Source organism: Klebsiella sp. HMSC25G12 (genome assembly GCF_001807705.1).
Taxonomy (GTDB): Bacteria; Pseudomonadota; Gammaproteobacteria; order Enterobacterales; family Enterobacteriaceae; genus Klebsiella; species Klebsiella variicola.
Genome location: NZ_KV789927.1, coordinates 180,153 through 205,895, shown reverse-complemented (window position 1 = coordinate 205,895; position 25,743 = coordinate 180,153). Strand labels below are relative to the sequence as shown.

26 protein-coding genes are annotated in these 25,743 nt (G+C 58.4%); 17 read left to right on the top strand and 9 right to left on the bottom strand.

The window, feature by feature from the left end:
* Positions 1 to 303 precede the first annotated feature (303 nt).
* On the bottom strand, positions 304 to 1,629 hold the full coding sequence (gene rimO / locus HMPREF3096_RS27610) for a 30S ribosomal protein S12 methylthiotransferase RimO (RefSeq protein ID WP_008805799.1): 1,326 nt from the start codon (positions 1,627 to 1,629) through the stop codon (positions 304 to 306).
* Positions 1,630 to 1,874: 245 nt separating this feature from the next.
* On the opposite strand from rimO, the gene HMPREF3096_RS27605 reads away from it, so the two are divergent.
* Positions 1,875 to 2,777, top strand: a complete 903-nt coding sequence (locus tag HMPREF3096_RS27605; protein WP_032729750.1) for a Kdo hydroxylase family protein — start codon at positions 1,875 to 1,877, stop codon at positions 2,775 to 2,777.
* A gap of 27 nt (positions 2,778 to 2,804) precedes the next feature.
* Here HMPREF3096_RS27605 and HMPREF3096_RS27600 read toward each other — a convergent pair whose 3' ends face one another.
* Positions 2,805 to 4,046 (bottom strand): oligosaccharide MFS transporter, encoded by a 1,242-nt coding sequence (locus HMPREF3096_RS27600; RefSeq protein WP_012968644.1) that lies wholly within the window; start codon positions 4,044 to 4,046, stop codon positions 2,805 to 2,807.
* Between the two features lie 378 nt (positions 4,047 to 4,424).
* Here HMPREF3096_RS27600 and bssR point away from each other — a divergent pair, with 378 nt between their 5' ends.
* The gene (gene bssR, locus HMPREF3096_RS27595; RefSeq protein ID WP_012968643.1) at positions 4,425 to 4,808 is read left to right on the top strand and encodes a biofilm formation regulator BssR; all 384 of its coding nucleotides are present in this window, start codon (positions 4,425 to 4,427) and stop codon (positions 4,806 to 4,808) included.
* A 115-nt stretch (positions 4,809 to 4,923) separates the two neighbouring features.
* Positions 4,924 to 6,033 (top strand): PQQ-dependent sugar dehydrogenase, encoded by a 1,110-nt coding sequence (locus HMPREF3096_RS27590; RefSeq protein WP_008805803.1) that lies wholly within the window; start codon positions 4,924 to 4,926, stop codon positions 6,031 to 6,033.
* A gap of 2 nt (positions 6,034 to 6,035) precedes the next feature.
* Here the strand turns inward: HMPREF3096_RS27590 and HMPREF3096_RS27585 are convergent, their stop codons facing one another.
* Positions 6,036 to 6,662 (bottom strand): glutathione S-transferase family protein, encoded by a 627-nt coding sequence (locus HMPREF3096_RS27585; protein ID WP_032729752.1) that lies wholly within the window; start codon positions 6,660 to 6,662, stop codon positions 6,036 to 6,038.
* A 255-nt stretch (positions 6,663 to 6,917) separates the two neighbouring features.
* On the opposite strand from HMPREF3096_RS27585, the gene dacC reads away from it, so the two are divergent.
* Positions 6,918 to 8,120, top strand: a complete 1,203-nt coding sequence (dacC, locus tag HMPREF3096_RS27580) for a serine-type D-Ala-D-Ala carboxypeptidase (protein WP_004201290.1) — start codon at positions 6,918 to 6,920, stop codon at positions 8,118 to 8,120.
* Positions 8,121 to 8,159: 39 nt separating this feature from the next.
* Here dacC and deoR read toward each other — a convergent pair whose 3' ends face one another.
* Together deoR and ybjG are read right to left on the bottom strand one after the other, a co-directional pair.
* Positions 8,160 to 8,918: a DNA-binding transcriptional repressor DeoR gene (deoR, locus tag HMPREF3096_RS27575; RefSeq protein WP_004151717.1), complete on the bottom strand. Its 759-nt coding sequence runs from the start codon at positions 8,916 to 8,918 to the stop codon at positions 8,160 to 8,162.
* Between the two features lie 102 nt (positions 8,919 to 9,020).
* Entirely contained in the window at positions 9,021 to 9,614 is a 594-nt protein-coding gene (gene ybjG / locus HMPREF3096_RS27570) for an undecaprenyl-diphosphate phosphatase (RefSeq protein WP_012542354.1), read from the bottom strand.
* A 325-nt stretch (positions 9,615 to 9,939) separates the two neighbouring features.
* On the opposite strand from ybjG, the gene kdeA reads away from it, so the two are divergent.
* Entirely contained in the window at positions 9,940 to 11,172 is a 1,233-nt protein-coding gene (gene kdeA, locus HMPREF3096_RS27565) for a multidrug efflux MFS transporter KdeA (protein ID WP_008805806.1), read from the top strand.
* A 41-nt stretch (positions 11,173 to 11,213) separates the two neighbouring features.
* Here kdeA and HMPREF3096_RS27560 read toward each other — a convergent pair whose 3' ends face one another.
* Positions 11,214 to 12,026 (bottom strand): Cof-type HAD-IIB family hydrolase, encoded by an 813-nt coding sequence (locus tag HMPREF3096_RS27560; RefSeq protein WP_008805807.1) that lies wholly within the window; start codon positions 12,024 to 12,026, stop codon positions 11,214 to 11,216.
* Positions 12,026 to 13,228, bottom strand: coding sequence for an MFS transporter (locus HMPREF3096_RS27555; protein ID WP_008805808.1), 1,203 nt, complete (start codon positions 13,226 to 13,228; stop codon positions 12,026 to 12,028). Before HMPREF3096_RS27555 ends, HMPREF3096_RS27560 begins: the two co-directional genes overlap by 1 nt.
* Before the next feature lie 82 nt (positions 13,229 to 13,310).
* On the opposite strand from HMPREF3096_RS27555, the gene HMPREF3096_RS27550 reads away from it, so the two are divergent.
* On the top strand, positions 13,311 to 13,874 hold the full coding sequence (locus HMPREF3096_RS27550) for a TetR/AcrR family transcriptional regulator (protein WP_012542353.1): 564 nt from the start codon (positions 13,311 to 13,313) through the stop codon (positions 13,872 to 13,874).
* 179 nt (positions 13,875 to 14,053) lie between these two features.
* On the opposite strand, the gene HMPREF3096_RS27545 is transcribed toward HMPREF3096_RS27550, so the two are convergent.
* The gene (locus HMPREF3096_RS27545; protein ID WP_008805810.1) at positions 14,054 to 15,739 is read right to left on the bottom strand and encodes an aspartate:alanine antiporter; all 1,686 of its coding nucleotides are present in this window, start codon (positions 15,737 to 15,739) and stop codon (positions 14,054 to 14,056) included.
* Positions 15,740 to 16,006: 267 nt separating this feature from the next.
* Here HMPREF3096_RS27545 and ybjM point away from each other — a divergent pair, with 267 nt between their 5' ends.
* On the top strand, positions 16,007 to 16,390 hold the full coding sequence (gene ybjM, locus HMPREF3096_RS27540; protein ID WP_008805811.1) for an inner membrane protein YbjM: 384 nt from the start codon (positions 16,007 to 16,009) through the stop codon (positions 16,388 to 16,390).
* A 6-nt stretch (positions 16,391 to 16,396) separates the two neighbouring features.
* Here the strand turns inward: ybjM and HMPREF3096_RS27535 are convergent, their stop codons facing one another.
* Positions 16,397 to 16,660, bottom strand: coding sequence for a GrxA family glutaredoxin (locus HMPREF3096_RS27535; RefSeq protein WP_002896352.1), 264 nt, complete (start codon positions 16,658 to 16,660; stop codon positions 16,397 to 16,399).
* A gap of 202 nt (positions 16,661 to 16,862) precedes the next feature.
* Here HMPREF3096_RS27535 and HMPREF3096_RS27530 point away from each other — a divergent pair, with 202 nt between their 5' ends.
* The 10 genes from HMPREF3096_RS27530 to rlmC all read left to right on the top strand — a co-directional run bounded on the left by HMPREF3096_RS27530 (position 16,863) and on the right by rlmC (position 25,720).
* Entirely contained in the window at positions 16,863 to 17,150 is a 288-nt protein-coding gene (locus tag HMPREF3096_RS27530; RefSeq protein ID WP_008805812.1) for a YbjC family protein, read from the top strand.
* Positions 17,134 to 17,856, top strand: coding sequence for a nitroreductase NfsA (nfsA, locus tag HMPREF3096_RS27525; RefSeq protein WP_016160548.1), 723 nt, complete (start codon positions 17,134 to 17,136; stop codon positions 17,854 to 17,856). Before HMPREF3096_RS27530 ends, nfsA begins: the two co-directional genes overlap by 17 nt.
* Before the next feature lie 114 nt (positions 17,857 to 17,970).
* A complete protein-coding gene (gene rimK, locus HMPREF3096_RS27520; RefSeq protein WP_032729846.1) occupies positions 17,971 to 18,873 on the top strand; it encodes a 30S ribosomal protein S6--L-glutamate ligase in 903 nt (300 codons plus the stop codon).
* A gap of 88 nt (positions 18,874 to 18,961) precedes the next feature.
* Positions 18,962 to 19,441 carry a type III secretion system chaperone family protein gene (locus HMPREF3096_RS27515; RefSeq protein WP_002896365.1) on the top strand — a complete coding sequence of 160 codons (480 nt, stop codon included), beginning with the start codon at positions 18,962 to 18,964 and terminating at the stop codon, positions 19,439 to 19,441.
* Between the two features lie 348 nt (positions 19,442 to 19,789).
* On the top strand, positions 19,790 to 20,902 hold the full coding sequence (gene potF, locus HMPREF3096_RS27510) for a spermidine/putrescine ABC transporter substrate-binding protein PotF (RefSeq protein ID WP_002896368.1): 1,113 nt from the start codon (positions 19,790 to 19,792) through the stop codon (positions 20,900 to 20,902).
* Positions 20,903 to 21,065: 163 nt separating this feature from the next.
* A complete protein-coding gene (gene potG / locus HMPREF3096_RS27505; protein ID WP_046622770.1) occupies positions 21,066 to 22,199 on the top strand; it encodes a putrescine ABC transporter ATP-binding subunit PotG in 1,134 nt (377 codons plus the stop codon).
* Between the two features lie 10 nt (positions 22,200 to 22,209).
* A complete protein-coding gene (gene potH / locus HMPREF3096_RS27500) occupies positions 22,210 to 23,163 on the top strand; it encodes a putrescine ABC transporter permease PotH (RefSeq protein WP_008805816.1) in 954 nt (317 codons plus the stop codon).
* Entirely contained in the window at positions 23,160 to 24,005 is an 846-nt protein-coding gene (gene potI, locus HMPREF3096_RS27495) for a putrescine ABC transporter permease PotI (RefSeq protein ID WP_002896372.1), read from the top strand. The genes potH and potI overlap by 4 nt, the downstream gene beginning before the upstream one ends.
* Positions 24,006 to 24,062: 57 nt before the next feature.
* On the top strand, positions 24,063 to 24,551 hold the full coding sequence (locus HMPREF3096_RS27490) for a YbjO family protein (RefSeq protein ID WP_008805817.1): 489 nt from the start codon (positions 24,063 to 24,065) through the stop codon (positions 24,549 to 24,551).
* A gap of 41 nt (positions 24,552 to 24,592) precedes the next feature.
* Entirely contained in the window at positions 24,593 to 25,720 is a 1,128-nt protein-coding gene (gene rlmC, locus HMPREF3096_RS27485) for a 23S rRNA (uracil(747)-C(5))-methyltransferase RlmC (RefSeq protein WP_032729848.1), read from the top strand.
* The last annotated feature ends 23 nt before the right edge of the window (positions 25,721 to 25,743 follow it).

The window sequence follows — 25,743 nt, the reverse complement described above, 5'->3', positions numbered from 1 at the left end:
ACACGGCCCTCAGCCCGCATCCATGCGGGCTGCCCCGGCCTTCCGGGAACGTCTCAGCGATTTTGAGGCCGCCAGCACCGGCAGTTTCAGCGGCCCCATGTCCGGCGGCGATTCACATATTGGGACTGGACCCCGTAGGCCGGGTAAGCGTAGCGCCACCCGGCAAAATAACCGCGCAACAGGGCTGCCTGGAAGATAATCAATGATTACCCGGCGGCGCTGCGCTTGCGCGGACCTGGGGGGGGCCTACGGGAGGACCCCGTAGGCTGGGGAATGCGATAAGCCGCTATCCGGGAAGCTGGACTAGACCCGGGTACCCCACAGGTCGTATTCGTCGGCATGCTCGACTTTCACCCGCACCACGTCGCCCGGCTTAACGCGGGTTTCGCCGTTCAGGTAGACCGCGCCGTCGATTTCCGGGGCGTCGGCCATGCTGCGGCCAATGGCGCCTTCTTCGTCAACTTCATCCACCAGCACCAGGATTTCGCGGCCCACTTTCTCCTGCAGACGCTCGGCAGAGATCTGCTGCTGCAGCTGCATAAAGCGGTTCCAGCGCTCCTCTTTCACCTCTTCCGGCACCTGATCCGCCAGTTCGTTGGCGGTGGCGCCTTCAACCGGGCTGTACTTGAAGCAGCCGACGCGGTCGAGACGCGCCTCTTTCAGGAAGTCGAGCAGCATCTGGAAATCTTCTTCCGTTTCGCCCGGGAAGCCCACGATAAAGGTAGAGCGCAGGGTCAGGTCCGGGCAAATTTCACGCCACTGCTTAATGCGCGCCAGCTGGCGGTCTGCAGAGCCCGGACGCTTCATCAGCTTCAGAATACGCGGGCTGGCGTGCTGCAGCGGAATATCGAGGTACGGCAGAATTTTGCCTTCCGCCATCAGCGGGATCACATCGTCGACGTGCGGATACGGGTAAACATAATGCAGGCGCACCCAGATGCCGAGCTTCGCCAGCTCTTCGCACAGGCTGACCATGCTGGTCTTCACCGGCATGCCGTTGTGGAAACCGGTACGGTGCTTGACATCGACGCCGTAGGCGGAGGTGTCCTGAGAAATCACCAGCAGCTCTTTTACGCCGGCGTCAGCGAGGCGTTTGGCTTCCGCCAGCACTTCGCCAATCGGACGGCTCACCAGATCGCCACGCATGGACGGGATGATGCAGAAGGTGCAGCGATGGTTGCAGCCTTCAGAAATTTTTAAGTAGGCGTAGTGACGCGGCGTCAGCTTAACGCCCTGTTCCGGCACCAGGCTGAGGAACGGGTTGTGCTTCGGCTTCGGCGAGTAGTGGTGGACGTGCTCCAGCACCTGCTCATAGCTGTGCGGACCGGTGATCTCCAGCACCTTCGGGTGAACTTCGCGGATCTGATCCTCTTTCGCGCCAAGGCAGCCGGTGACGATCACCTTGCCGTTCTCTTTTAACGCTTCGCCGATCGCTTCCAGCGATTCCTGCACAGCGCTATCGATAAAGCCGCAGGTGTTAACGATGACCATATCGGCGTTGTCGTAGGTAGGGACGACGTCATAACCTTCGGTGCGCAGTTCGGTCAGGATACGCTCTGAGTCCACGAGATTTTTCGGGCAGCCCAGGGAGACGAAGCCGATTTTCGGCTGGTGCGTGACATTGCTCATAGCTTAAAAAGTGTTCAATTATTGGAATGGTCAGGGCAGGAATTCTACAGATCTTTGCGAAAAAGAGTATAGCTCCGTCGCGGTTAATGGTGAAAAAGCGCTCGGGTGAGGAGCGCGTGGGCTTCAGCACCGGGTCAAAACCGCCATTCCTGATAAAAACGCCCGTCATTTACGTTGTAATCTACAAAATGATAACAATTTCTTTACTAAATACCTCGATGACCGCGAGGAGAAGAGGCAAGGAAATGACACCAACAGGCTCCCCGGTGGCGATAGCCACCCTGCCATTCAGTAATCTGGAGATCCCCCCGCAACCGCCGCAGATCCAACACTCCCTTGAGCAGGGAAATGTGCTCTATCTGCCGCAGCTGGCGTTTTCATTAACCGCCACGGAGCAGGCATTGCTGACCCCTGAGCTGGTCGCGCCGCGGCGCAAGAATATCAGCTATCAACCCGACACCCGCATACTCAGAGGCGTGGCGGATAAGCAGAAAACGGCTGCCATCGCCCGGCTGATGGCGCGTTACCACCAGATGACGCTGCAGCTGATCGACGCGTTATTGCCAGGCTATGGCGAGTCGCTGCACCATCCGCAAACCAGTCTGCGTCTGCATCCCATTACCGCCTGGCGTGAAACGACCTCCTGGCGCAAAGACGATTCGCGCTTGCATGTGGACGCATTCCCGTCGCGCCCGGTCAAGGGTGATCGTATTCTGCGCATCTTTTGCAATATTCATCCCCGCGGCGAACCGCGAACCTGGCGGACAGGGGAGCATTTCGATACCCTCGCGGCACGCTTTCTGCCGCGGCTGAAACCCTGGTCGCCGTCAGGCGCCTGGCTGCTGGCAGCGCTGGGGATCACCAAAAGTCGGCGTAGCCATTACGATCATCTGATGCTGGCCCTGCACGATGCGATGAAAAGCACCCCTGAGTACCAGCGACAGGGGGTGCAGCAGGAGATCGACTTTGCCGCCGGCAGTACCTGGATCTGCTTTTCCGATCAGACCCCGCACGCCGCGATGCGCGGCCAGTATCTGCTTGAGCAGACCTTTCTGTTGCCGGTGAAAGCGATGAGTCACCCGCAGCTCTCGCCGCTGCGGGTGCTGGAAACGCTCCTGCAAAAGCCGTTAGTCGCGCGCAACGTGTAGCGCCCGGCGTGGCTACCGGGCAGAGGATTATTGCGCCGGCGTAACGGCCCCGGAAGGCCTGGCGCTGGGCTTTTTCGGCTCGCGCTTATCCTTCAGGGTGAAAATGGAGATCAGCGTAAAGAGCCCGGCGATACCGCCGAGGATCAGATAGGTATCGGCGAAGCCAATGGTATCGTACAGATAGCCTGCCAGCGGAGAGTAGATGGCGGTGGCGATCGAGGCGACAAACAGCACCAGCAAATAGACCGTCGAAGAGAGCTTGTGGTCGAAGTTGGCAGCGATGAATTTAAAGACCGATACCAGAATTAACGGTTTCTCCAGGGCATGCATCATTTTCACCGCGCCAATCCACACCGGACCGAGGGGCACGGCTGACCCGACAATACGTACCGACATGATCAACCCGGCGATGATCAGCGCCCATTTGGCGCCGGTCCGGTTAACAAACCACGGCATCAGGCATAAGAACAGCGTTTCGCCGCACACCTGAATGGAGGCGAGGATCCCATACCAGCGGTTGCCTTCCTCCGGCGTCGGGAACTGCAGCGAGAAATACTGGGCAAACTGCTGATCGTAGGTGTCATAAATTTGCGTGACGAACAGGGTAAAGAGCAGCAGCATCCAGAACTGACCATTCTTCGCCAGCTCGAGGGCATGGGAGACCTTCAGCGATTCGCTTCGCGCCACATCAGCGTCGGTTAATTCAATTTTGGTCAGCATAAAGCAGATGGCGGCGATGACGATGGCGAGGCTGGCGAGCCAGAAAGCCAGATTAGGATTGCTGTCGATATATTTACCCACAATCCAGGCCGCCGCTGCCCAGCCTAACGAGCCCCACATCCGCACCCGACCGTATTCGAACTGGTAGCGACGGGAAATCTTATCGATGTAAGAGTCGATCACCCCGCAGCCGGAGTTAAAGATGATCCCCAGATAGATCCCCCCCAGCAGCGCGCCGAACCAGAAATTGTGCACCAGCAGCGGCGCGTAAACATAGATAAAGAAGGGGCCCACCGGCAGGAGCAGGGCGACCAGCAGCCAGATAAGCCGTTTTTTCAGGCCGAACTTGTCGGAGATAAAGCCGAAGAAAGGTTGCATCAGCAGGGCGATAAAAGCGTTGACCGAGTACAGCAGGCCAGTCTTCGTGGCGCTGATGCCAAGATGCTGGGTGGTCCAGATGACGAAGAAAGCCATGGTCGACGACCAGGCGAACAGGTAGAGGAAATCGAAAAGACTCAACAGGAGGTAGTTTCTTTTACCGGGCGTCATGTTTCAGTTCCTTGCAAACGGGCAGAGAGATTATCAGCGATCCGCGGGCCGCGTTCGCTGTTTTTATGAAATGTTATACGTATTACATTAATGATTTGTTATGGCATTATGGCTGGCGATCGCGCAATAGCATTTGTGGTGTAGTGTGATCTTATCAGCACTATTTCCGCCTTTTAATGGTAATGATCGCGAGTTGATTTCTATTTGAAATTAATTGTGATCGTATACCATTATTTTTGGTATATATCCTACAAAGCGGTAAGGTTGTCACATTGTAAAGGGTGTTACAGGCTTGGGAATAATTGACCTGGCGCATCATTTTGCACAAAAAATAACCGTATCATGAGAAGGGTAAAGGACGACAGAGGAGGAACTGTGATGACCGTTGACAGACAATATCGCCACCTTTTGCAGAAGCTCATCAATGCCAATATCGATATTGATGCCTATCTGCAGTTGCGAAAGGCTAAAGGCTACATGTCAGTCAGCGAAAATGACCATCTGCGTGATAACTTGTTTGAGCTTTGCCGTGAAATGCGTGCGCAGGCCCCGCGCCTGCAGAATGTCGTTTCACCGGAGGAGAAGGAGGCCCTTCGCCTGGCGGGCGAGTCCCTCGCCGCCGCTGCAGTATGCCTGATGAGCGGGCATCATGATTGTCCGCTGTACATCGCTGTTAACGTAGAGAAGCTAGAACGCTGTCTGACAGGATTGACTTCAAATATTCATAAATTGAATAAATTGTCGCCAATCACTCATGCCTGATCGGCTGAAACTCAGGGGAAGTGGACGCTTCCCCTGTTAAAGGTTATGTAAAAATCCCCGCGCAAATTTCCCCGCTGGCTACCCTTTAGCGCAGAGCTGACTAAAGGAGAATGCCATGCGTCCAATCCCGCTGCTGTTGATATTGAGCGCCTTAGCGCTGCCAGCCCTGAGCCAGGCCGCGGTGCGGGTGGAGGTATTGCAAAACCGGCTGGCCCATCCGTGGGGCCTGGCGTTTCTCCCTGACGATCAGGGCATGTTGATTACTTTGCGCGGCGGCGAGCTCAAGCGCTGGCAGCCAGGTAAAGGCCTGTCGGCGCCGATATCCGGCGTGCCGCAGGTGTGGGCCAACGGCCAGGGCGGCTTACTGGATGTGGCGCTGTCGCCGGATTTTGCGCAGTCGCGGCGGGTTTGGCTGAGCTATGCGGAAAGCGACGCCAGCGGCAAAGCGGGCACTGCGGTAGGCTACGGGCGGTTAAGTGAGGATGCCACGCAGCTGTCGAACTTTACCGTGGTGTTTCGCCAGCAGCCGAAGCTCTCCGTGGGCAATCATTTCGGTGGCCGGCTGGTGTTCGACGGCAAAGGGTATCTGTTTATCGGTCTGGGAGAGAACAATCAGCGCGCCACCGCCCAGGAGCTCAGCAAGCTGCAGGGGAAAGTGGTCCGCCTGACGGAGAGCGGGGACGTTCCACCGGATAATCCCTTTGTCGGCCGGGCTGACGCCAGGCCAGAGATCTGGGCCTACGGTATTCGCAATCCGCAGGGCATGGCGATGAACCCATGGAGCGACGCGCTGTGGCTCAATGAGCACGGCCCGCGCGGCGGGGATGAAATTAACATCCCGCAGGCGGGGAAAAACTACGGCTGGCCGCTGGCGACGCATGGCATTAACTACAGCGGCCTGCCGATCCCGGAGGCCAAGGGCAAGACGGCCCCGGGTACCGAGCCTCCCCTGTATGTCTGGCCGGTCTCCCCAGGGGTGAGCGGGATGGCCTTTTACGCGGCGCAGACTTTTCCCCAGTGGCAGCATAAGCTGTTTATCGGCGCGCTGAAGGAGACGTCGCTTATCGTCTTATCGGTGGACGGTAATCAGGTCCGCGAGGAGGGGAGGTTACTGGAGGCGCGCGGGAAGCGTATCCGCGACGTCCGCGTGGGACCCGACGGCTATCTGTACGTATTAACCGACGAGTCTAACGGCGAACTGTTGCGCTTGAGTCCGGAGGGTTAACCTCAGGTGACCGGGATCTTCACGACCGCGTGCCAGGCGGGGCGCTGGCTAATCTGCTGATACCAGCGCTGCAGATGGGGTCGCGGTTGCCAGGTATCGAGGATCGTCAGCAGATTGTAGACGAAGGGGGCAACGGCAATATCGCCAAGGCCGAAGTGCTCGCCAGAGAGCCATGGCGTTTTCGCCAGTTCGTCATCAAGCATGGCAAACAGCGATTCACATGCGCTGATCCCCGCGGCGATGACCGCCGGGTCGCGCTGCTCCGGCGGCGTCCTGACCAGGCCCATTAACACCGGGCGATGGGCGGGAGAGAGCGTGCCGTTGGACCAGTCCATCCACTTTTCCCCTTGCGCGCGCTGCGCCGGTGCGGCCAGCCACAGGCGATCGACGCCGTACTGGGCGGCAAGGTAGCGAATAATGGTATTTGATTCCCACAACACCACCCCGGTAGCATCGTCTTTTAACAGCGGCACCAGCCCGTTCGGGTTCATCGCCAGATATTCCGGGTCATGATTGAGACCAAACTCCAGCCCGGCGAGGATCTGCTCATAAGGAAGATCCAACTCCTCCAGCACCCAGCGTACTTTCTTCACGTTGGTCGAGTTATTACGTCCCCACAGTGTAATCATTTTCGCTCCTGAGTTTGTTTCACTGCCGTTGCAGCGCGATCGGCGATCATGTTGGGATAAAGTTAATATTTAGGCAATCACGATCAAAAAAGTTGTTCTGATTAAAGCACAGCGGCACGTTATTGCGTAAACTTTAAAAACTTTACCAACTCGCTGTTTCTTTAAGGTCATTTGTACGCTTTACTCACCGGTTGCTGCGGCGCGGTCAGAGTGGTGCGGCATATTTTGTTTGGAAAGGATACTTGGGTGGCTCTTATGATGCATGACGCTTTTTCCCTTCGCGGCCTCGCTGCAGGTTGCGCGCTGTTATTTCTTGTCGCACCTGCGGTGCAGGCTGCAGAACAACTCCCCGACGCCCCTTCGATTGACGCTCGCGCCTGGATCCTGATGGACTACGCCAGCGGGAAGGTGCTCAGCGAAGGCAATGCCGATGAAAAACTCGACCCGGCCAGTCTGACGAAGATCATGACCAGCTACGTGGTGGGGCAGGCGATAAAAGCGGGAAAAATCAAGCTCACCGATATGGTGACCGTCGGACGTGATGCCTGGGCGACCGGCAACCCGGCGCTGCGCGGCTCATCGGTGATGTTCCTCAAGCCCGGCATGCAGGTCTCGGTGGAAGATCTGAATAAAGGGGTCATTATTCAGTCCGGTAACGACGCCAGCATTGCCATTGCCGACTACGTGGCGGGCAGCCAGGACGCATTCGTCAGCCTGATGAACGGCTATGCCAAAAAAATGGGGCTGACCAACACCACCTTTATGACCGTCCACGGCCTTGATGCGCCGGGTCAGTTCAGTACCGCCCGCGACATGGCGCTGCTGACCAAAGCGATGATCCACGATGTGCCGGAAGAGTACGCGGTACATAAAGAGAAAGAGTTCACCTTCAATAAAATTCGCCAGCCGAACCGCAACCGTCTGCTGTGGAGCACCAACCTCAACGCCGATGGTGTGAAAACCGGGACCACCGCCGGGGCCGGCTATAACCTGGTCTCCTCAGCCACCCAGGGTGATATGCGTCTGATCGCCGTGGTACTGGGGACCAAAACTGACCGCATTCGCTTTAACGAGTCAGAAAAACTGCTGACCTGGGGCTTCCGCTTCTATGAAACCGTGACGCCGATTAAACCGGATGCCACCTTCGTTACCCAGCGCGTGTGGTTTGGCGACAGCAGCGAAGCGAAACTGGGAGCCGGCGAGGCGGGCTCTATCACCCTGCCGAAGGGCCAGCTGAAAAACCTGAAAGCCAGCTACACCTTAAATCAGCCGCAGCTTACCGCTCCGCTGGAGAAGGGGCAGGTGGTCGGGACTATCGACTTTAAGCTGAATGATAAAACCATCGAGCAGCGCCCGCTGATCGTCATGGAGCCGGTGAAAGAGGGCGGTTTCTTCAGCCGGATGATCGACTTCGTACTGATGAAACTCCACGGCTGGTTCGGCAGCTGGTTCTCCTGATGCCATGACCGCGCCCGGCGGGGCGCGGTCAGTGACGCCTCAATACAGCAGGGAGATCTGCTGCGCCTTCGCCAGCGCGACCAGCTCATCATCCGGGCAGATATCGCTGGCGATCACGTCAAATTTCGCTAACGCCCCCATGCGCGCCGGACGCACTTTGCCAAACTTACTGTGGTCGACCACCAGCACATGGTAGCGCGCGTGACGCATCGCCCAGTGCTTGACCGGCAGCTCCTCCAGGTTATAGCAGGTCGCCCCCTGCTCGCAGTCAATGCCTGCCGCCGAGTAAAAGGCGATGTCGGGGCTCAGATGGCTGAGGGTATCCTCAAGGCTCAGCGGCATAAAAATCGCGTTGCTGGCGTGAAATTCCCCACCGCACAGGACCGCGCGACACTGCGGTTTCTCCTGCAGGGCCAGGAAGGTATTCAGGGAGTAACAGACGCCGGTGAAGGGCAGGGCATCATCGATGGCGTCAATGATCCACGGCGTGGTGGTCCCGCAGTCGAAGAAAGCCATCTGATGGGCCTCCAGCAGCGCGGCCGCATGGCGAGCGGCGCGGCGCTTTTCCTCGACCAGCCGGGTTTTTTGATCGCTGAGCAGGTAATGGGTGGCGCTGCGCGGCTCCAGCACAATGTATCCGCCGAGCAGCACAACCGGGCCGCTATGGCCATTGAGGTCGCGACGAATGGTCATTTCCGACACTCCAAGCAGGGAGGCGGCTTCTTTCAGATGTAGCTTATCGCTGCGTTTGAGTGCCTGAATGAGCTGACTGATACGTTCGTCACGGCGAGTTTCCATATTCCCTCTGCGCTAAAATCGCCCTGCGGGGGCAGGGCGTTAGCGGGATTTTACCTGTCGCTTACGGGTTAGTCACGCGGTGGCCGCAGCGACGGCTGGCGTTTAGCCGCGTACCCAGCCTTTGCGGATCGGCAGGGAGAAGCAGAGACGATACAGTCGCTGCAGCTGGCGATACAGCGCCGGTCCGAACGTATGCCAGATCAGCGCCGCGCCGAGGCAGCCGCACATTCCGGCCAGCAGACCGCCGACCATATCCAGAGGCCAGTGCACGCCGAGATAGACGCGGGACCAGGCGATGGCGGCGGCGATGGCCATCAGCAGCGCGCCGGACCACAGGCGGTGCCAGAACAGAAAAGCCAGGGCAAAGGTAAAGCTGACGGTGCCATGATCGCTGGGGAAGGAGTCGTCCGCCGCGTGATGCAGGAAGTTATAGCCTACGCCGGCGACAAACGGCCGATCGTGCGGATAGAGGTGGCCGATCGCCCACGACACGGTCAGGCTAATCATCAGCGCCAGCATCAGCTTAAACACCATCTGCCGCTGGGCAGGCCCCCACAGCCATAATGTCACTACCAGCAAGGGCACGATGAGAATCAGATCTTTGGCGATCAGGATCGCCACCTCAATGGCCCACTGCGGCGAGGCCGGCGTCGCGTTGATCAGGGCGAACAGCGCGTAGTTAATATTTTCCAGCATAGACTTCCAGGCTCGTTGGTCCGATAGCAAATAAGCCGCCTACCCTAAAAAAAGCGGTGTGGAGATAAAGCAGCATTGTCTTAAAGATCAGGTTGTTAAGAAATCTTGCAAATGGATTTCAATGCTAACCGCCTGAAAAGCGCCAGTATATCGTTTGTCACATTGCTGAAACATAAACGGAATATATACGCAGGCTGAATAGCAGGGGGAGAGTGCGGACGGCGGCGCGCAATTCGCAATATTGTGCGGTGTCACCCACAATTCACTATCTCCGCGCCGGGAGTTTCATTACACTTTGCGCGATTTTTGATAGATAAGAGATTTCATGCAAAATTATTCGCTTTCAGGCCGCCGCCTCGGAAGGCAGGCGTTGCTGTTCCCGCTATGTCTGGTGCTGTACGAGTTTTCCACCTATATCGGCAACGATATGATCCAGCCGGGTATGCTGGCCGTGGTTCAGGAGTTTCAGGTGGGCAACGAATGGGTACCTACCTCGATGACCGCCTATCTGGCCGGCGGCATGTTTTTACAGTGGCTGCTGGGGCCGCTGTCGGACCGTATTGGCCGCCGCCCGGTGATGTTGACCGGGGTGGTATGGTTTATCGTCACCTGTCTGGCGACGCTGCTGGCGCAGACCATTGAGCAGTTTACCCTGCTGCGCTTCCTGCAGGGGATCAGCCTGTGCTTTATCGGCGCGGTAGGCTATGCGGCGATTCAGGAGTCCTTTGAGGAGGCGGTGTGTATCAAAATCACCGCCCTGATGGCCAACGTGGCGCTGATTGCCCCGCTGCTGGGGCCGCTGGTGGGCGCCGCCTGGGTGCACGTGCTGCCATGGGAGATGATGTTCGTCCTGTTCGCCGTGCTGGCGGCCATCTCATTCGTCGGGCTGCAGCGGGCGATGCCGGAAACCGCGACGCGGTTGGGCGAAAAGCTGTCGGTTAAAGAGCTGGGCCGCGATTATCGCCTGGTGCTGAAAAACCTGCGCTTCGTCGCCGGTGCGCTGGCGACAGGCTTCGTCAGCCTGCCGTTGCTGGCGTGGATTGCCCAGTCGCCGGTGATTATTATCAGCGGCGAACAGGCCACCAGCTATGAGTATGGCATGCTGCAGGTGCCGATTTTCGGCGCGCTGATTGCCGGTAACCTGGTGCTGGCGCGCCTGACTTCGCGCCGTACCGTGCGCTCGCTGATTATCATGGGCGGCTGGCCGATCATGTTTGGTCTGATCCTCTCCGCGGCGGCGACTGTGGTCTCTTCCCACGCTTATCTGTGGATGACCGCCGGCCTGAGCTTTTACGCCTTCGGAATTGGCCTCGCGAATGCCGGGCTCGTGCGCTTAACGCTGTTCGCCAGCGAGATGAGCAAAGGCACGGTCTCGGCGGCGATGGGAATGCTGCAGATGCTGATCTTCACCGTCGGCATTGAGCTCAGCAAACATGCTTATGAGCTGGGGGGCAACGGCTTGTTCAGCCTGTTTAACCTGCTGGGCGGAGTACTGTGGCTGGGGCTGATGATCTACTTCCTGAAAGATAAAAGCGTCGGCAATTCGCAGCAGGCGTAACCGGTGGCAAACCCGGATGCACAAAGGCATCCGGGGTCTTATCAGGCGAACGGCGCTTCGCGATTTAACACCTTATCAATAATCTGCAGCACGCCTTCTTCATTGTTGTGCGGCGCGTGATGGCTGGCGACGGCTTTGACGTCTTCCCGGGCGTTGGCCATGGCAAAGCCAAATCCGGCGTGCTGCAGCATCTCGATATCATTGCCGCTATCGCCGAACGCCACCACCTCATGATCCTCAATGCCCCAGCGCTGCTGCAAAATGCGCAAGCCGTTGGCTTTGTGCACCCCAGGCATAATTAAGTCAATACTGCCGTAGCCGGTGGCCACCGCGGTGACCATATCCCCCAGCGCCGCGTGCAGCTTCGGCTGAATTTCCGGGATCAGGCTGTCCGGTACGTTGAGACCAAATTTGAGGATCGCATCATCAAGGTGGTTAAAATCATCCACCAGTTCGAGGCGGTGATAATACTTCGCCGCCACCGTCTTCAGCGCGTCGTTATAGCGGTTGAGAGTGTAGGCGCTGCGCTTCCCGCATGCGATGATTTCGATATTCGGCAGGGTCTGCAGATGATCGACCACGGCGTTGAAATGGTGGAGCGGCAGCTGGCAGTTGAAGACGTCTTCATTGCCGCTCACCACCCAGCCGCCGTTTTCCGCCACAAAGGCGATCTGATGGGCGATCTCCGGGAAAAAGGAGATCAGCTGATAATACTGGTTGCCGCTGGCGACCACGAAGCGAATATTCTGTTCACGCATTCGCTGGTACTGGGCGAGGAAGCGCGGCCGGTTGTAAGTTTTGGCATCGCTTAAAAAGGTGCCGTCCATATCCACCGCAATCAGTTTGATGCTCATTAGCTGTTCTCCATAACGGGTTCAGATTGTGGCTTAGCCACCGCGCGGGCGACTAGTGCCGCCACCATCACCAGACCCAGCACCACCATCATGGCGCTGCGCAGGCCGAAGTGTTCGCCGAGGAAGCCCAGCAGCGGCGGCCCGACGAGGAAAGCAAGATAACCGGTGATCGCCACCACGCTGACGCGCTTGGGCGCGTCCGGCCCGGTATCGCTGGCGGCGGAGATGGTCAGCGGGAAGCCGAGCGAGGCGCCGATGCCCCACAGCAGTACCGAGATGCCCGCCACCCAGGGGTTATCGACGAAGATGATCAGGCCAATACCCAGGGCGCCCATCACCGCGCTGCCGCGGACCACCGTCACCCGGCTGTAGCGATCGATAAACCAGCCGCCGGTAAAGCGGCCCAGCGTCATGCCGAGGGTGAAGCCGGCATAGATCAGCGAGCCGGAGGTGGGGCTAAAGCCGTGGCCGTCCACCATCAGCAGCGGCAGCCAGTCGTTGGCCGAGCCTTCGGCAAAGGCCATCGCCAGGACGATGACCCCGATCAGCAGCAACTGCGCGTCGCGCCATACCGGCAGACCTTTCGCCTCTCCGTGGGCGGCTTCGGCGGCATTTTTACCGGTGCCATCGGGAATGGCGCGGATGGCAATGGCGATGGGCAGAATAGCCACCAGCGCGGCCGCCAGGATATGCGGGGCGGCAGGCAGGCCGAATCCGGTCACTGCCATGCCCACCCCGGCGCCGAACAGGGTGCCGAAACTGTAAAAGCCATGCATCATCGGCAGCACCGTTTTATTCATCTCTCGCTCGATGGCCGCGCCTTCGACGTTAATAGCGACTTCTGCAGAGCCAAAGCTGGCGCCAAAGATGGCCAGGCCGAAGGCGAACAGCGGGGCGGAAGAGACCCACAGCGCCAGGCTGAGCACCAGCATGCCGAGTACGGCGAAGGACATGGTGGTGCGGATGACCTTGCGGGTACCAAAGCGCTTCACCAGCCACGCTGAGCAGAGAATACCGCTCATCGACCCCACCGACAGACCAAACAGCACCACGCCCATTTCTGCCGTAGAAAGCATCAACTGATCGCGGATCGCCGGCGTGCGGGTAGCCCAGGAGGCCATTAATAAGCCGGGGATGAAAAAGAACATAAACAGCGCCCACAGCCGAAGCTGGAGCGCTCTGCGCGAGGTTTGCGTCGTCATCCGTAAACGCCTTAAAGGAGAAGAGTGAAGACAACAGTAGCAAGCATGTGTACATTTGTACATAAACCGGAAGAGGAAAATCATGGCCCGTAGACCGAACGATCCGCAGCGCCGCGAGCGCATCCTGCAGGCGACGCTGGACACCATCGCGGCGCACGGCGTCCAGGCGGTGACGCACCGCAAAATCGCCCTCTGCGCGAATGTGCCGCTGGGGTCGTTGACCTATTATTTCAGCGGCATCGAGGCGCTGGTTGAGGAGGCGTTCAGCCTGTTTACCGCCGAGATGTCGGCGCAGTATCAGCAATGCTTTGCCGGGGTAACGAACCGGGAACAAGCCTGCGATGCCATCGCGGAGCTGATCTTCAGCGCCCAGGTGACCACGGCGCGCAATATGGAGCTGATGTATCAGCTGTACGCGTTCTGCAGCAGTCAGCCGGCGCTAAAGGGGGTGATGCAGAACTGGATGCGGCGCAGCCAGCAGACGCTGGAGCAATGGTTCGCCCCCGATACCGCCCGCGGCCTCGACGCCTTTATTGAAGGAATGACTTTGCACTTTGTCACCGACCGCGCGCCGCTGTCGAAGGCGGCAATCCGGCTGCTGGTTGGGCAGCTGGCGGGGGAGAGGGCGCAGGAAGAGGGGCGCTGAGGCGGTGCGAGACATGCGTGAGGGATAAATTCAGGCAACAAAAAACCCATCAACCTTGAACCGAAGTGGCGGGGTTGATGGGCTCCACAAAATGGGGACATCAAAGAAAAGCAGTGGCATTACTTATGACTGATGCCCTGAGAAAAAGTTCTGCCTGTGACGGCTTTTTTCTCAAAAATTTATTGTAGCCCTGGCCAGATGATCACGATGAGCGTCCCGGCAAGGGTAAGCAGCACGTTGGCGATGGCGTAGGTGCCTGCGTAGCCGAGCGCCGGAATGTTGCTGCGCGCGGTATCGCTGATGATCTCCATTGCCGGGGCGCAGGTGCGGGCGCCCATCATGGCGCCAAACAGCATCGCCCGGTTCATGCGCAGCACATAGGCGCCGAACAGGAAGCAGATCACTACCGGCAACAGGCTGACGATAAGCCCTGCCGCCAGCATCTGGCCGCCGACGGCGCCCAGACCATTATTGATCCCGGCCCCGGCGCTAAGTCCGACCCCGGCCATAAACACCATCAGGCCAAACTCTTTCACCATGTTCAGCGCCCCCTGCGGGATATAGCCGAAGGTTGGGTGGTTGGCGCGCAGGAAGCCAAGCATAATGCCGGCGAACAACAGGCCGGCGGCGTTGCCGATGCCGAAGCTAAAAGAGCTGAACTGGAAGGTGATCATGCCGATCATCAGGCCGACGATAAAGAAGGCGCAGAAGGCCAGCAGGTCGGTCACCTGGCTGTGAATGGAGATGAAGCCGATGCGGTCGGCCACGGTTTTTACGCGGCGGGCGTCGCCGCTGACCTGCAGCACGTCGCCTTTGTTCAGCACCACGTTATCGTCGATAGGCATTTCAATCTGGCTGCGGATCACCCGGTTTAAGAAGCAGCCGTGGTCGGTGAGTTTCAGCTGCGCCAGGCGGCGGCCGACGGCGTTGTGATTTTTGACCACAATCTCTTCGGTGACGATGCGCATGTCGAGCAGATCGCGGTCGAATACCTCTTTGCCGTTACGGAAGCTCGGGTCGAGGCGGGCGTGCGCGTCCGGATAGCCCACCAGCGCAATATCGTCGCCCATCTGCAGCACCGCGTCGCCGTCCGGGTTGGCCAGAATGCCGTTGCGGCGGATGCGTTCGATATAGCAGCCGGTCTGGCGATAAATCCCCAGTTCGCGCAGATTTTTGCCATCCGCCCAGGCCACCAGCTCCGGGCCAACGCGGTAGGCGCGGATCACCGGCAGGTACACTTTACGTTTTGAATCGGTATCGAGGCCGCGCTCGCGGGCGATTTGTTGGGCGCTGGTCTGCAGATCCTGATGCTGCAGCTTGGGCATATAGCGGGCGCCGACGATCAGACTCACCAGGCCGACCAGGTAGGTCAGGGCATAGCCGAGGCTCAGATGGTCAAGCGACTGCGCCAGCTGATCGCTGGGCAGGCCGAAATGGCGCAGGGTGTCGCCCGCGCCCACCAGCACCGGGGTGGAGGTCATGGCGCCCGCCAGCATACCGGCGGTAAGACCAATATCCCAGCCGAACACTTTGCCCAGCACGGTGGCGATCAGCATCGCGCTGCCGACCATCACCAGCGCCAGCATCAGGTAGTTTTTGCCGTCGCGGAAAAAAATGGAAAAAAAGTTGGGCCCGGCTTCCACGCCGACGCAAAAAATAAACAGCATAAAGCCGAGATTAAGGGCATCAGTGTTAATCGCGAAATGCTGTTGACCTAATAAGAGAGAAACGACTAAAACGCCAATGGAATTACCAAGTTGTACTGAGCCGAGACGCAGTTTTCCCAGGCATAGTCCTAATGCAAGTACAACGAATAATAACAGGATGTAATTCCCGTTTAACAAATCTGCGACGTTTATATTCACGAAAGCCAACTTCTCATTTACTAGTAAGTTGTTGAAGGAAATGGTTATTTGGTCTAAGGTTGCTCAGGCGTTCGCGTTGTGGCGAACCTATTCTGGCACCCTGTTATAACCAGCAAAAATATACCCGCTAGTTTAATCCTTCCTGGATGCGACGGCTAGTGACAATCGTTTTTAGGCTGGTAGGGGAGTTATTGGCATGGATTGCCGAAATGCTTTATCTGACTGGGCGACGTGGACGTGAGTTAGAGGCAACATCAGGAGGATACGGTGAAGTCTGAGCGTAGTTGGGCCGGTATTATCTGCGGCTTCGTTCTGTTCATTGTGGTGTGCTTATCGCTGCTATTACATATGAAAGGGGCCTTTCGCGCCAGCGGCAACCCGGAGCTGGGCCTGCTCTTCTTTTTGCTGCCAGGGGCGGCGGCGAGCTGCCTCTCTCCCGGACAGCGGGTACTGCGTCCTTTGCTGGGTGCGATGCTGGCGGCGCCGGTCTGTATGGTGACGATGCGGCTGTTCTTCGTGACGCACAGAACGTTCTGGCAGGAGATGGCGTGGGTACTGAGCGCGGTGTTCTGGTGCGCACTCGGGGCGTTGTGCTTTTTGTTTATCTGCGCCTGGCTTGATACCTGGCGCAGTCACTCATCGAGCAAATAAATTGACTCAGGCAAACAGGCCAAGGTTCTCTTTCGCCCAGGCTTCGAAATCGGTGCAACCGCCGATGTGTTTCTGGTCGACGAAGATCTGCGGCACGGTTTCAACCGGTTTGCCGACGGTCTTTTCCAGGTCAGCTTTGCTGATGCCTTCGGCGTGAATATCCACGTAACGGTAGTTAAAATCATCACGCTCGTTGGTCAGTTTTTCTGCCAGCTCTTTGGCGCGAACGCAGTAAGGGCAGCCTGGACGACCAAAAATAACGGTAAACATTGCTTCTCTCCTTAAACCTCAGCCGGATGGCGAATGGCGCTTATGATGCCTGCATTGACCGGTGAGGGAAAGAAGGTTCTGCCTTTTGCTTCGATGGTTTACGGCTATGTTTGATAAATGTCGTACTATCAAAACCCGTATACTGACCCGGCGGCGTAGTGAGATTGTCTGATGCGCCGCGCTTATCAACCGGAGAGGCGTGATGCGAAAATTTGCCCCGTTGCCGAAAAGCATTCTGCTGGTTGAGATCCTCGGGATGGGGCTGTTAACCCTCGCCTGGCTCTCGCTTAACCAGTATGTCCAGCTGCCTGCGCCCATTGCCAGCCCGACCGCGGCGCTGGTGATGCTCTTTGCCGGGATCGTGCTGATGATCCCCGCCGCCATCGTCGTTATGTGGCGGATGGCACAGATCGTGGCCCCGCAGTTAACGCACTCTCCAAAGCCTGAATCCTTGTCTGACAGAGAAAAACGTAATGACGCCGACCATTGAGCTGCTGCGCAGCCATCGTTCCATCCGCCACTTCACCGATGCCCCCGTGAGCGACGAACAGCGCGCAGAGATTATCGCCAGCGCGCAAGCGGCATCTACCTCGAGTTTTTTACAGTGCACCTCCATCATCCGTATTACCGACCCGGCGCTGCGTGAGCAACTGGTCCCGCTGACCGGCGGCCAGCAGCACGTCGCCCAGGCGGCGGAGTTTTGGGTCTTCTGCGCCGACTTTAACCGCCACCTGCAGATTTGCCCACAGGCGCAGCTGGGGCTGGCTGAACAGCTGCTGATCGGCGTCGTCGATACGGCGCTGCTGGCGCAAAACGCGCTGATTGCCGCCGAGTCCCTCGGGCTGGGCGGCGTCTATATCGGCGGGTTGCGTAATAGCATCGAGGCGGTGACTGAGCTGCTGGCGCTGCCGCAGCACGTCCTGCCGCTGTTCGGTCTTTGCCTTGGCTGGCCGGCGGATAACCCGGACATCAAGCCGCGGATGCCGGCCGCCATGCTGGTGCATGAGAACCGCTATCAGCCGCTGGATAACGCGCTGCTGGCGGACTATGACGACCAGCTGGCGCACTATTATCTGTCGCGCGGCAGCAACGCCCGCCGCGATACCTGGAGCGATCATATCCGTCGCACTATCGTGAAAGAGAGTCGTCCGTTTATTCTCGACTATCTGCATAAGCAGGGGTGGGCAACACGCTGATTACGTGTACACTGCTGCTCCGGCCAGGTGATCTCCGCCGCCGGCCGCAGGAAAGGTGAAAGTGTGTTCGATAGCTGAGGCCCGCCAGAGCGGGTCTTTTTGCAGAGGTGCAGGATGAAAATTGCCATATTATCCCGGGATGGAACGCTTTATTCATGTCGACGCCTGCGCGAAGCGGCGCAACAGCGCGGGCATCAGGTCGAGATCCTCGATCCGCTTTCCTGCTATATGAATGTCAGTCCGGTGGCGTCGTCCATCCACTACAAAGGGCGTCAGCTACCGCATTTTGATGCGGTGATCCCGCGGATTGGCTCGGCGATCACCTACTATGGCACCGCGGCTTTGCGTCAGTTTGAACTATTGGGAAGCTATCCGCTGAATGAGTCGGTCGCCATCACCCGCGCTCGCGATAAGCTGCGCTCGCTGCAGCTGCTGGCGCGCCAGGGTATCGATTTGCCGCTGACCGGCATCGCTCACTCCCCCGATGACACCAGCGACCTGATCGCCATGGTGGGCGGGGCACCGCTGGTGGTGAAGCTGGTGGAAGGCACCCAGGGGATCGGCGTGGTGCTGGCGGAGACCCGTCAGGCGGCGGAGAGCGTGATCGACGCCTTTCGCGGGCTGAATGCGCATATTCTGGTGCAGGAATATATTGCCGAGGCGAAAGGCTGCGATATTCGCTGCCTGGTGGTCGGCAATGAGGTGGTGGCGGCGATCGAACGGCGGGCTAAAGAGGGCGACTTTCGTTCTAACCTGCACCGCGGCGGCATGGCCACGGTGGTGCAGATTAGCGACGAGGAGCGGGCGATTGCCATCAAGGCGACGCAAACCCTTGGGCTCGATGTCGCCGGTGTCGATATTTTACGCGCCACCCGCGGGCCGCTGGTGATGGAGGTGAATGCCTCGCCGGGGCTGGAAGGGGTGGAAACCACCACCGGCGTGGACATCGCCAGCCGGATGATCGCCTGGATCGAGCGCCAGGCGACGCCGGAATTCTGTTTGAAAATAGGCGGCTAGCCGCTGGATGCAAGTCTGTCATGGTATGCGGCGCTTTTTTTGCGTAAGCTATGGCGTCGTTTTTTCATTGTAAGGGGTCACAGGCACTATGGATTCACTGGTCGTTCCAGGTCTGGATACGCTACGCCGCTGGCTGGATGAGATCGGCATCAGCTTTTTTGAGTGCGATTCCTGCCAGGCATTGCATCTGCCGCATATGCAGAATTTCGACGGTATTTTTGATGCCAAAATTGACCTGGTAGACAACGTGGTGCTCTTTTCCGCCCTCGCAGAGGTGAAGCCGTCCGCTCTGCTGGCGCTGTCGGCGGATCTCTCGGCTATCAACGCCAGTTCGTTAACTGTGAAGGCGTTTATCGATATTCAGGACGATAACTTGCCCAAGCTGGTGGTCTGTCAGTCGTTGTCTATCGGCCCGGGGGTGACCATGGAGCAGTTCGCCTGGTTCTTCCGCCAAAGCGAAGAGCAGATCTCAATGGTGATCCTCGAAGCCGGCGCCAACCAGCTGCTGTACAAAGGCGAAGAAGAAGAGCCCGCGGCGGAAAACGTGCAATACCATTTTCTTCACTAAACCTGCCTAAAATTAGCGCAGCCACTACCGCAGCGGCTGCGTATTACCCGCTTTTATTCTGCGTTTACCCTTCTCTTAAAGCATTATTCACCGCCATTCAGGCCGTTTTGGCTTATCACGTAGACCGTTATTGCATAAAAATTTGATAAAAGGCGTTTTTTTACCTGGGCTATAGCCTCTTATTCTGGCTACAGTTATTCTGGCGATGCTTCCAGTTGCGAGCAACCACTCCGGGAGAGATCCGCTCTCCTTTTCTCAGGCAATGAAAAAATATGCATGATTCTTGCATGCGTTGAAATGCGTATATTTGAGCCCGTAAATTAACGGGCGTTGAGAAGGATAAGAGATATGACCGCCTTTGGTAAAAAATGGTTAACAGGTCTGGTTACGGGTGCGCTGATGGCCGTCTCTGCCGGTTCGCTCGCCGCCGAACAAAAAACCCTGCATGTTTATAACTGGTCTGATTATATTGCGCCGGACACGGTAGCGAATTTTGAAAAAGAGACCGGGATTAAAGTCGTGTATGACGTTTTTGATTCCAACGAAGTACTGGAAGGCAAATTAATGGCCGGCAGCACCGGTTTCGACCTGGTGGTACCGTCGGCAAGCTTCCTTGAGCGCCAGCTGGCGGCGGGCGTGTTCCAGCCGCTGGACAAGAGCAAGCTGCCCAACTGGAAGAACCTTGATCCCGAAGTGTTGAAGCTGGTCGCCAAGCATGACCCTGAGAATAAATACGCCATGCCTTACCTGTGGGCGACGACGGGCATTGGCTACAACGTGGATAAGGTGAAAGCCGTCCTCGGTAAAGATGCGCCGGTGGACAGCTGGGATCTGGTGCTGAAGCCGGAGAACCTTGAAAAACTGAAAAGCTGCGGCGTCTCCTTCCTCGACGCGCCGGAAGAGATTTTCGCCACCGTGCTGAACTACCTCGGCAAGGATCCGAACAGCAGCAAAGCGGATGATTACACCGGCCCGGCGACCGATCTGCTGCTGAAGCTGCGGCCGAACATTCGCTACTTCCACTCTTCGCAATATATTAATGACCTTGCCAACGGCGACATCTGCGTGGCGATCGGCTGGGCAGGGGATGTCTGGCAGGCGGCCAACCGCGCGAAAGAGGCGAAGAACGGCGTTAACGTCTCCTACTTTATTCCGAAAGAAGGCGCGCTGGCGTTCTTTGATGTCTTTGCCATGCCGGCCGACGCCAAGAATAAAGATGAAGCCTATCAGTTCCTTAACTATCTGATGCGCCCGGATGTGATCGCTAAAATCAGCGACCAGGTGTTCTACGCCAACGGCAACAAGGCCTCCACACCGCTGGTCAGCGAGACGATCCGTAACAACCCGGCGATTTATCCGCCAGCGGATGTGTTCGCCAAACTGTTCACGCTGAAGGTGCAGGATCCGAAGATTGACCGCGTGCGCACTCGCGCGTGGACCAAAGTGAAGAGCGGCAAATAATCTCTGACGGCCCGTCGAACACGGGCCGAATCAGATCTGCACTCGCCGGGAAATGGCAGCGCGCCCGGCGAGCAGAAGCACCAGGATGGTGCAATTGCACTGTTAAGCACGAAGTATGGCACCGGACCATATGGTGATCGTTTTTTTGCCGGAGAGCACCCGATTGAACGACGTAATGCCCCGCCCACAGGCGAAAGCCCCCAAAGCGCTGACCCCGCTACTGGAAATCCGTAACTTAACCAAGTCGTTCGATGGCCAGCACGCGGTCGACGACGTCAGTCTCACTATCTATAAAGGCGAAATTTTTGCTCTGCTGGGCGCATCAGGCTGCGGGAAATCGACCCTGCTGCGTATGCTGGCGGGCTTTGAACAACCGACCGCCGGGCAGATTATGCTCGACGGCGTGGATCTGGCGCGCGTGCCGCCCTATCAGCGGCCTATCAATATGATGTTCCAGTCCTACGCCCTGTTTCCCCATATGACCGTTGAGCAGAATATCGCCTTCGGTCTGAAGCAGGATCGTCTGCCTAAGGCGGAAATCACCGCCCGGGTGCAGGAGATGCTGGCTCTGGTGCATATGCAGGAATATGCCAAACGCAAGCCGCACCAGCTCTCTGGCGGCCAGCGCCAGCGCGTCGCGCTGGCGCGTAGCCTGGCGAAACGGCCGAAGCTGCTGCTGCTCGATGAGCCGATGGGCGCGCTGGACAAAAAGCTGCGCGATCGCATGCAGCTGGAGGTGGTGGATATCCTTGAACGCGTTGGCGTGACCTGCGTAATGGTGACCCACGACCAGGAAGAGGCGATGACCATGGCGGGCCGTATCGCCATCATGAACCGCGGCAAGTTTGTGCAGATTGGCGAACCGGAAGAGATTTACGAGCACCCGACCACCCGCTATAGCGCCGAGTTCATCGGCTCGGTAAACGTCTTTGAAGGGCTGGTGAAGGAGCGTCTGGAGGATGGCCTGGTGCTAAGCTCGCCGGGATTGATGCATCCGCTGAAGGTCGACCCCGACGCGTCGGTGGTGGATAACGTGCCGGTCTGGGTGGCGCTGCGCCCGGAGAAGATCATGCTGTGCGATGAACCACCGGCGGACGGCTACAATTTTGCCGTCGGCGAGGTGATTCATATCGCCTATCTCGGGGATCTCTCTATCTATCATGTGCGCCTGCAAAGCGGGCAGATGATCAGCGCCCAGTTGCAGAATGAACACCGCCATCGGAAAGGAACGCCCACCTGGGGTGACGAGGTGCGTTTATGCTGGGATGCGGATAGCTGCGTAGTGCTGACGGTGTAAGGAGAGGGCGATGAGTACCGTTGAATCCCCGTCAGGGGCGAAAAAACCGGGCGGCTTCGGGCTGTGGGCGGCGCGCCTGCAGATGGCGCATGGCCGCAAGCTGGTGATTGCGCTGCCCTATCTGTGGCTGATCCTGTTGTTCATGCTGCCGTTCCTGATCGTGTTCAAGATAAGTCTTGCCGAGATGGCGCGGGCGATCCCTCCCTACACCGAGCTGATGGAGTGGGCGGATGGCCAGCTGACGCTGACCCTCAACTTTGCCAACTTCCTGCAGTTGACTGACGATCCGCTCTATTTCGAAGCTTATCTCCAGTCGCTGCAGGTGGCGGGCATATCGACGATCTGCTGCCTGCTGCTGGGCTATCCGCTGGCCTGGGCGGTGGCGCACAGCAAGCCGTCGACGCGCAATATTCTGCTGCTGCTGGTGATCCTGCCGTCGTGGACGTCATTCTTAATCCGCGTCTATGCCTGGATGGGGCTGCTGAAAAGCAACGGCGTGTTGAATAACTTCCTGCTGTGGTTAGGGGTTATCGATCAGCCGCTGGAGATCCTGCACACCAACCTGGCGGTGTATATCGGTATTGTGTATGCCTATCTGCCGTTTATGGTGCTGCCGATCTACACCGCGCTGACCCGCATCGACTATTCGCTGGTGGAGGCCTCGCTGGATCTCGGCGCCCGGCCGCTGAAGACCTTCTTCCAGGTGATCGTCCCGCTCACCAAAGGCGGCATTATTGCCGGCTCCATGCTGGTGTTTATCCCGGCGGTGGGGGAGTTCGTGATCCCGGAACTGCTGGGCGGGCCGGACAGCATTATGATTGGCCGCGTGCTGTGGCAGGAGTTCTTTAACAACCGCGACTGGCCGGTCGCCTCGGCGGTGGCGATTGTCATGCTGCTGCTGCTGATCGTGCCGATCATGTGGTTCCACAAGCACCAGCAAAAACAGATGGGAGAGCAGGGATGAACGACTTGCCGGTAGTACGCTCGCCGTGGCGCATTCTGATCCTCGTGCTTGGGTTCACCTTCCTCTATGCCCCGATGCTGATGCTGGTGATCTACTCGTTCAACAGCTCGAAGCTGGTAACGGTCTGGGCCGGGTGGTCGACGCGCTGGTATAGCGAACTGTTCCACGATGATGCGATGATGAGCGCGGTAGGGTTGAGCCTGACCATCGCCGCCTGCGCGGCGACGGCGGCGGCGATCCTCGGTACCATCGCCGCGGTGGTGATGGTGCGTTTTGGACGCTTTCGCGGGTCTAATGGCTTCGCATTTATGATCACCGCGCCGCTGGTTATGCCGGACGTGATCACCGGTCTCTCGCTGCTGCTGCTGTTCGTGGCGCTGGGACATGCCATTGGCTGGCCGTCGGATCGCGGGATGTTGACCATCTGGCTGGCGCACGTCACCTTCTGTACCGCCTATGTGGCGGTGGTGATCTCCTCGCGGCTGCGTGAACTGGACCACTCGATCGAAGAGGCGGCGATGGATCTGGGCGCCGCGCCGCTGAAGGTCTTTTTCGTCATCACGCTGCCGATGATTATGCCAGCGGTGATCTCCGGCTGGCTGCTGGCGTTCACGCTGTCGCTGGATGACCTGGTGATCGCCAGCTTTGTCTCCGGTCCCGGGGCCACGACGTTACCGATGCTGGTCTTCTCCAGCGTGCGCATGGGGGTCAACCCGGAGATTAACGCCCTGGCGACGCTCATCCTTGGCGTGGTCGGTATTGTTGGTTTTATCGCCTGGTATTTGATGGCCCGCGCAGAAAAGCAGCGAGTGCGCGATATCCAGCGTGCAAGACAAGGCTGAACCACCTAAAATCGGTACAGCAGCCTCCGGTCGGCGCCACCCTGTGGCGCCGTTTTCATGGAAGACATTACGTTGGGATTGTTTACGAAAACTCGCTCATCGCATGCCCGCCTTAACGTCCCTGCGCTGGTGCAGGTGGCGGCCTTTGCTATTATTTTGATCCGCGCTCTGGACCTGCTGATGATCCTCAATCTGTTGGGTCTGCAGGGGCTGAACGAATTCATACACCGCAGCGTCCAGACCTGGAACCTGACGCTGGTCTTCCTCGGCAGCCTGGCGCTGGTATTTGTCGAAATCTGGTGCGCCTTCTCGCTGGTGAAAGGGCGCAACTGGGCGCGCTGGGTCTATCTGCTGACGCAGATTATCGCCGCCGGCTACCTGTGGGCGGCGTCGCTGGGCTACGGGTATCCGGAACTGTTCAGCATTCCCGGCGAATCCAAACGGGAGATCTTCCACTCGCTGGTGATGCAAAAACTGCCGGATCTGCTGGTTCTGACGCTGCTGTTTGTGCCGGCGAACTGCCGTCGGTTTTTCCGCCTGCAATAACGGTGATACAATCCCCGCCCCTGGATTTTTGAAGGTCAATTATGCATTGCGCACTCTACGACGCCGGCCGCTGCCGCTCCTGTCAATGGCTGGAGCGGCCGGTCCCGCAACAGCTCGCCGATAAAATGGCCGATCTGCGCACGCTGCTGGCGGCGATCCCGGTCGCTGCCTGGGGCGAGCCGGTCAGCGGGCCAGAGACGGCCTTTCGTAACAAGGCCAAGATGGTGGTCAGCGGCAGCGTTGAGCGTCCGCTGCTGGGGATGTTGCATCGCGATGGCACCCCGGTGGATCTCACCGACTGCCCGCTCTATCCTTCATCGTTTGCGCCGGTGTTTGCCGTCCTGAAGCCCTTTATCGCCCGCGCCGGGTTAACCCCCTATAACGTCGCGCGCAAGCGCGGGGAGCTGAAATATCTGCTGCTAACCGCCAGCCAGCAGGGGGAGATGATGCTGCGCTTCGTGCTGCGCTCAGAGGCCAAGGTGGCTCAGCTGCGCGCCGCGCTGCCGTGGCTGCAGGCGCAGCTCCCGCAGCTCAAAGTGATCACGGCGAATATCCAGCCGGTGCATATGGCAATCATGGAAGGCGAGCAGGAGATCTTCTTCACCGAACAGCAGGCGCTGGGGGAGGTCTTTAACGAGGTGCCGCTGTGGATCCGCCCGCAAAGTTTCTTTCAGACCAACCCGGCGGTAGCCAGTCGGCTGTATGCCACCGCCCGCGACTGGGTGCGCGCGCTGCCGGTCCAGCATATGTGGGATCTGTTTTGCGGCGTCGGGGGATTTGGCCTGCACTGCGCGACGCCGGCGATGCGCCTGACCGGTATCGAGATTGCCCCGGAAGCGATCGCCTGCGCCAGACAGTCAGCCGCGCAGCTGGGGCTCAGCAATCTGCATTTTCAGGCGCTGGACTCGACGCAGTTCGCCACTCATGAAGCGGATATCCCGCAGCTGGTGTTGGTCAACCCGCCGCGCCGCGGCATTGGCGCCGAACTGTGCGACTATTTAAGCCGCATGGCACCGCCCTATATCATCTATTCCAGCTGTAACGCTCGCACCATGGCGACCGATATTGCCCGTCTTCGCGGCTATCGCGTCGAGCGGGTCCAGCTGTTTGATATGTTCCCTCACACCGCGCACTACGAAGTGCTGACCCTGCTGGTCCGCGAAGTTTAAACAAAATGTGAAGGCTTTGCGTC

Bases quoted from the DNA above. Each gene is read 5' to 3' on its own strand.
- HMPREF3096_RS27555 (WP_008805808.1), bottom strand. From the start codon at position 13,228: ATGACGACGCAAACCTCGCGCAGAGCGCTCCAGCTTCGGCTGTGGGCG.
- HMPREF3096_RS27605 (WP_032729750.1), top strand. From the start codon at position 1,875: ATGACACCAACAGGCTCCCCGGTGGCGATAGCCACCCTGCCATTCAGT.
- dacC (WP_004201290.1), top strand. From the start codon at position 6,918: ATGATGCATGACGCTTTTTCCCTTCGCGGCCTCGCTGCAGGTTGCGCG.
- HMPREF3096_RS27560 (WP_008805807.1), bottom strand. From the start codon at position 12,026: ATGAGCATCAAACTGATTGCGGTGGATATGGACGGCACCTTTTTAAGC.
- HMPREF3096_RS27590 (WP_008805803.1), top strand. From the start codon at position 4,924: ATGCGTCCAATCCCGCTGCTGTTGATATTGAGCGCCTTAGCGCTGCCA.
- HMPREF3096_RS27550 (WP_012542353.1), top strand. From the start codon at position 13,311: ATGGCCCGTAGACCGAACGATCCGCAGCGCCGCGAGCGCATCCTGCAG.
- HMPREF3096_RS27490 (WP_008805817.1), top strand. From the start codon at position 24,063: ATGGAAGACATTACGTTGGGATTGTTTACGAAAACTCGCTCATCGCAT.
- HMPREF3096_RS27530 (WP_008805812.1), top strand. From the start codon at position 16,863: ATGCGAAAATTTGCCCCGTTGCCGAAAAGCATTCTGCTGGTTGAGATC.
- potF (WP_002896368.1), top strand. From the start codon at position 19,790: ATGACCGCCTTTGGTAAAAAATGGTTAACAGGTCTGGTTACGGGTGCG.
- HMPREF3096_RS27515 (WP_002896365.1), top strand. From the start codon at position 18,962: ATGGATTCACTGGTCGTTCCAGGTCTGGATACGCTACGCCGCTGGCTG.
- ybjG (WP_012542354.1), bottom strand. From the start codon at position 9,614: ATGCTGGAAAATATTAACTACGCGCTGTTCGCCCTGATCAACGCGACG.
- HMPREF3096_RS27585 (WP_032729752.1), bottom strand. From the start codon at position 6,662: ATGATTACACTGTGGGGACGTAATAACTCGACCAACGTGAAGAAAGTA.
- potI (WP_002896372.1), top strand. From the start codon at position 23,160: ATGAACGACTTGCCGGTAGTACGCTCGCCGTGGCGCATTCTGATCCTC.
- HMPREF3096_RS27535 (WP_002896352.1), bottom strand. From the start codon at position 16,660: ATGTTTACCGTTATTTTTGGTCGTCCAGGCTGCCCTTACTGCGTTCGC.
- nfsA (WP_016160548.1), top strand. From the start codon at position 17,134: ATGACGCCGACCATTGAGCTGCTGCGCAGCCATCGTTCCATCCGCCAC.
- rimK (WP_032729846.1), top strand. From the start codon at position 17,971: ATGAAAATTGCCATATTATCCCGGGATGGAACGCTTTATTCATGTCGA.
- rimO (WP_008805799.1), bottom strand. From the start codon at position 1,629: ATGAGCAATGTCACGCACCAGCCGAAAATCGGCTTCGTCTCCCTGGGC.
- rlmC (WP_032729848.1), top strand. From the start codon at position 24,593: ATGCATTGCGCACTCTACGACGCCGGCCGCTGCCGCTCCTGTCAATGG.
- HMPREF3096_RS27600 (WP_012968644.1), bottom strand. From the start codon at position 4,046: ATGACGCCCGGTAAAAGAAACTACCTCCTGTTGAGTCTTTTCGATTTC.
- potH (WP_008805816.1), top strand. From the start codon at position 22,210: ATGAGTACCGTTGAATCCCCGTCAGGGGCGAAAAAACCGGGCGGCTTC.
- kdeA (WP_008805806.1), top strand. From the start codon at position 9,940: ATGCAAAATTATTCGCTTTCAGGCCGCCGCCTCGGAAGGCAGGCGTTG.
- bssR (WP_012968643.1), top strand. From the start codon at position 4,425: ATGACCGTTGACAGACAATATCGCCACCTTTTGCAGAAGCTCATCAAT.
- deoR (WP_004151717.1), bottom strand. From the start codon at position 8,918: ATGGAAACTCGCCGTGACGAACGTATCAGTCAGCTCATTCAGGCACTC.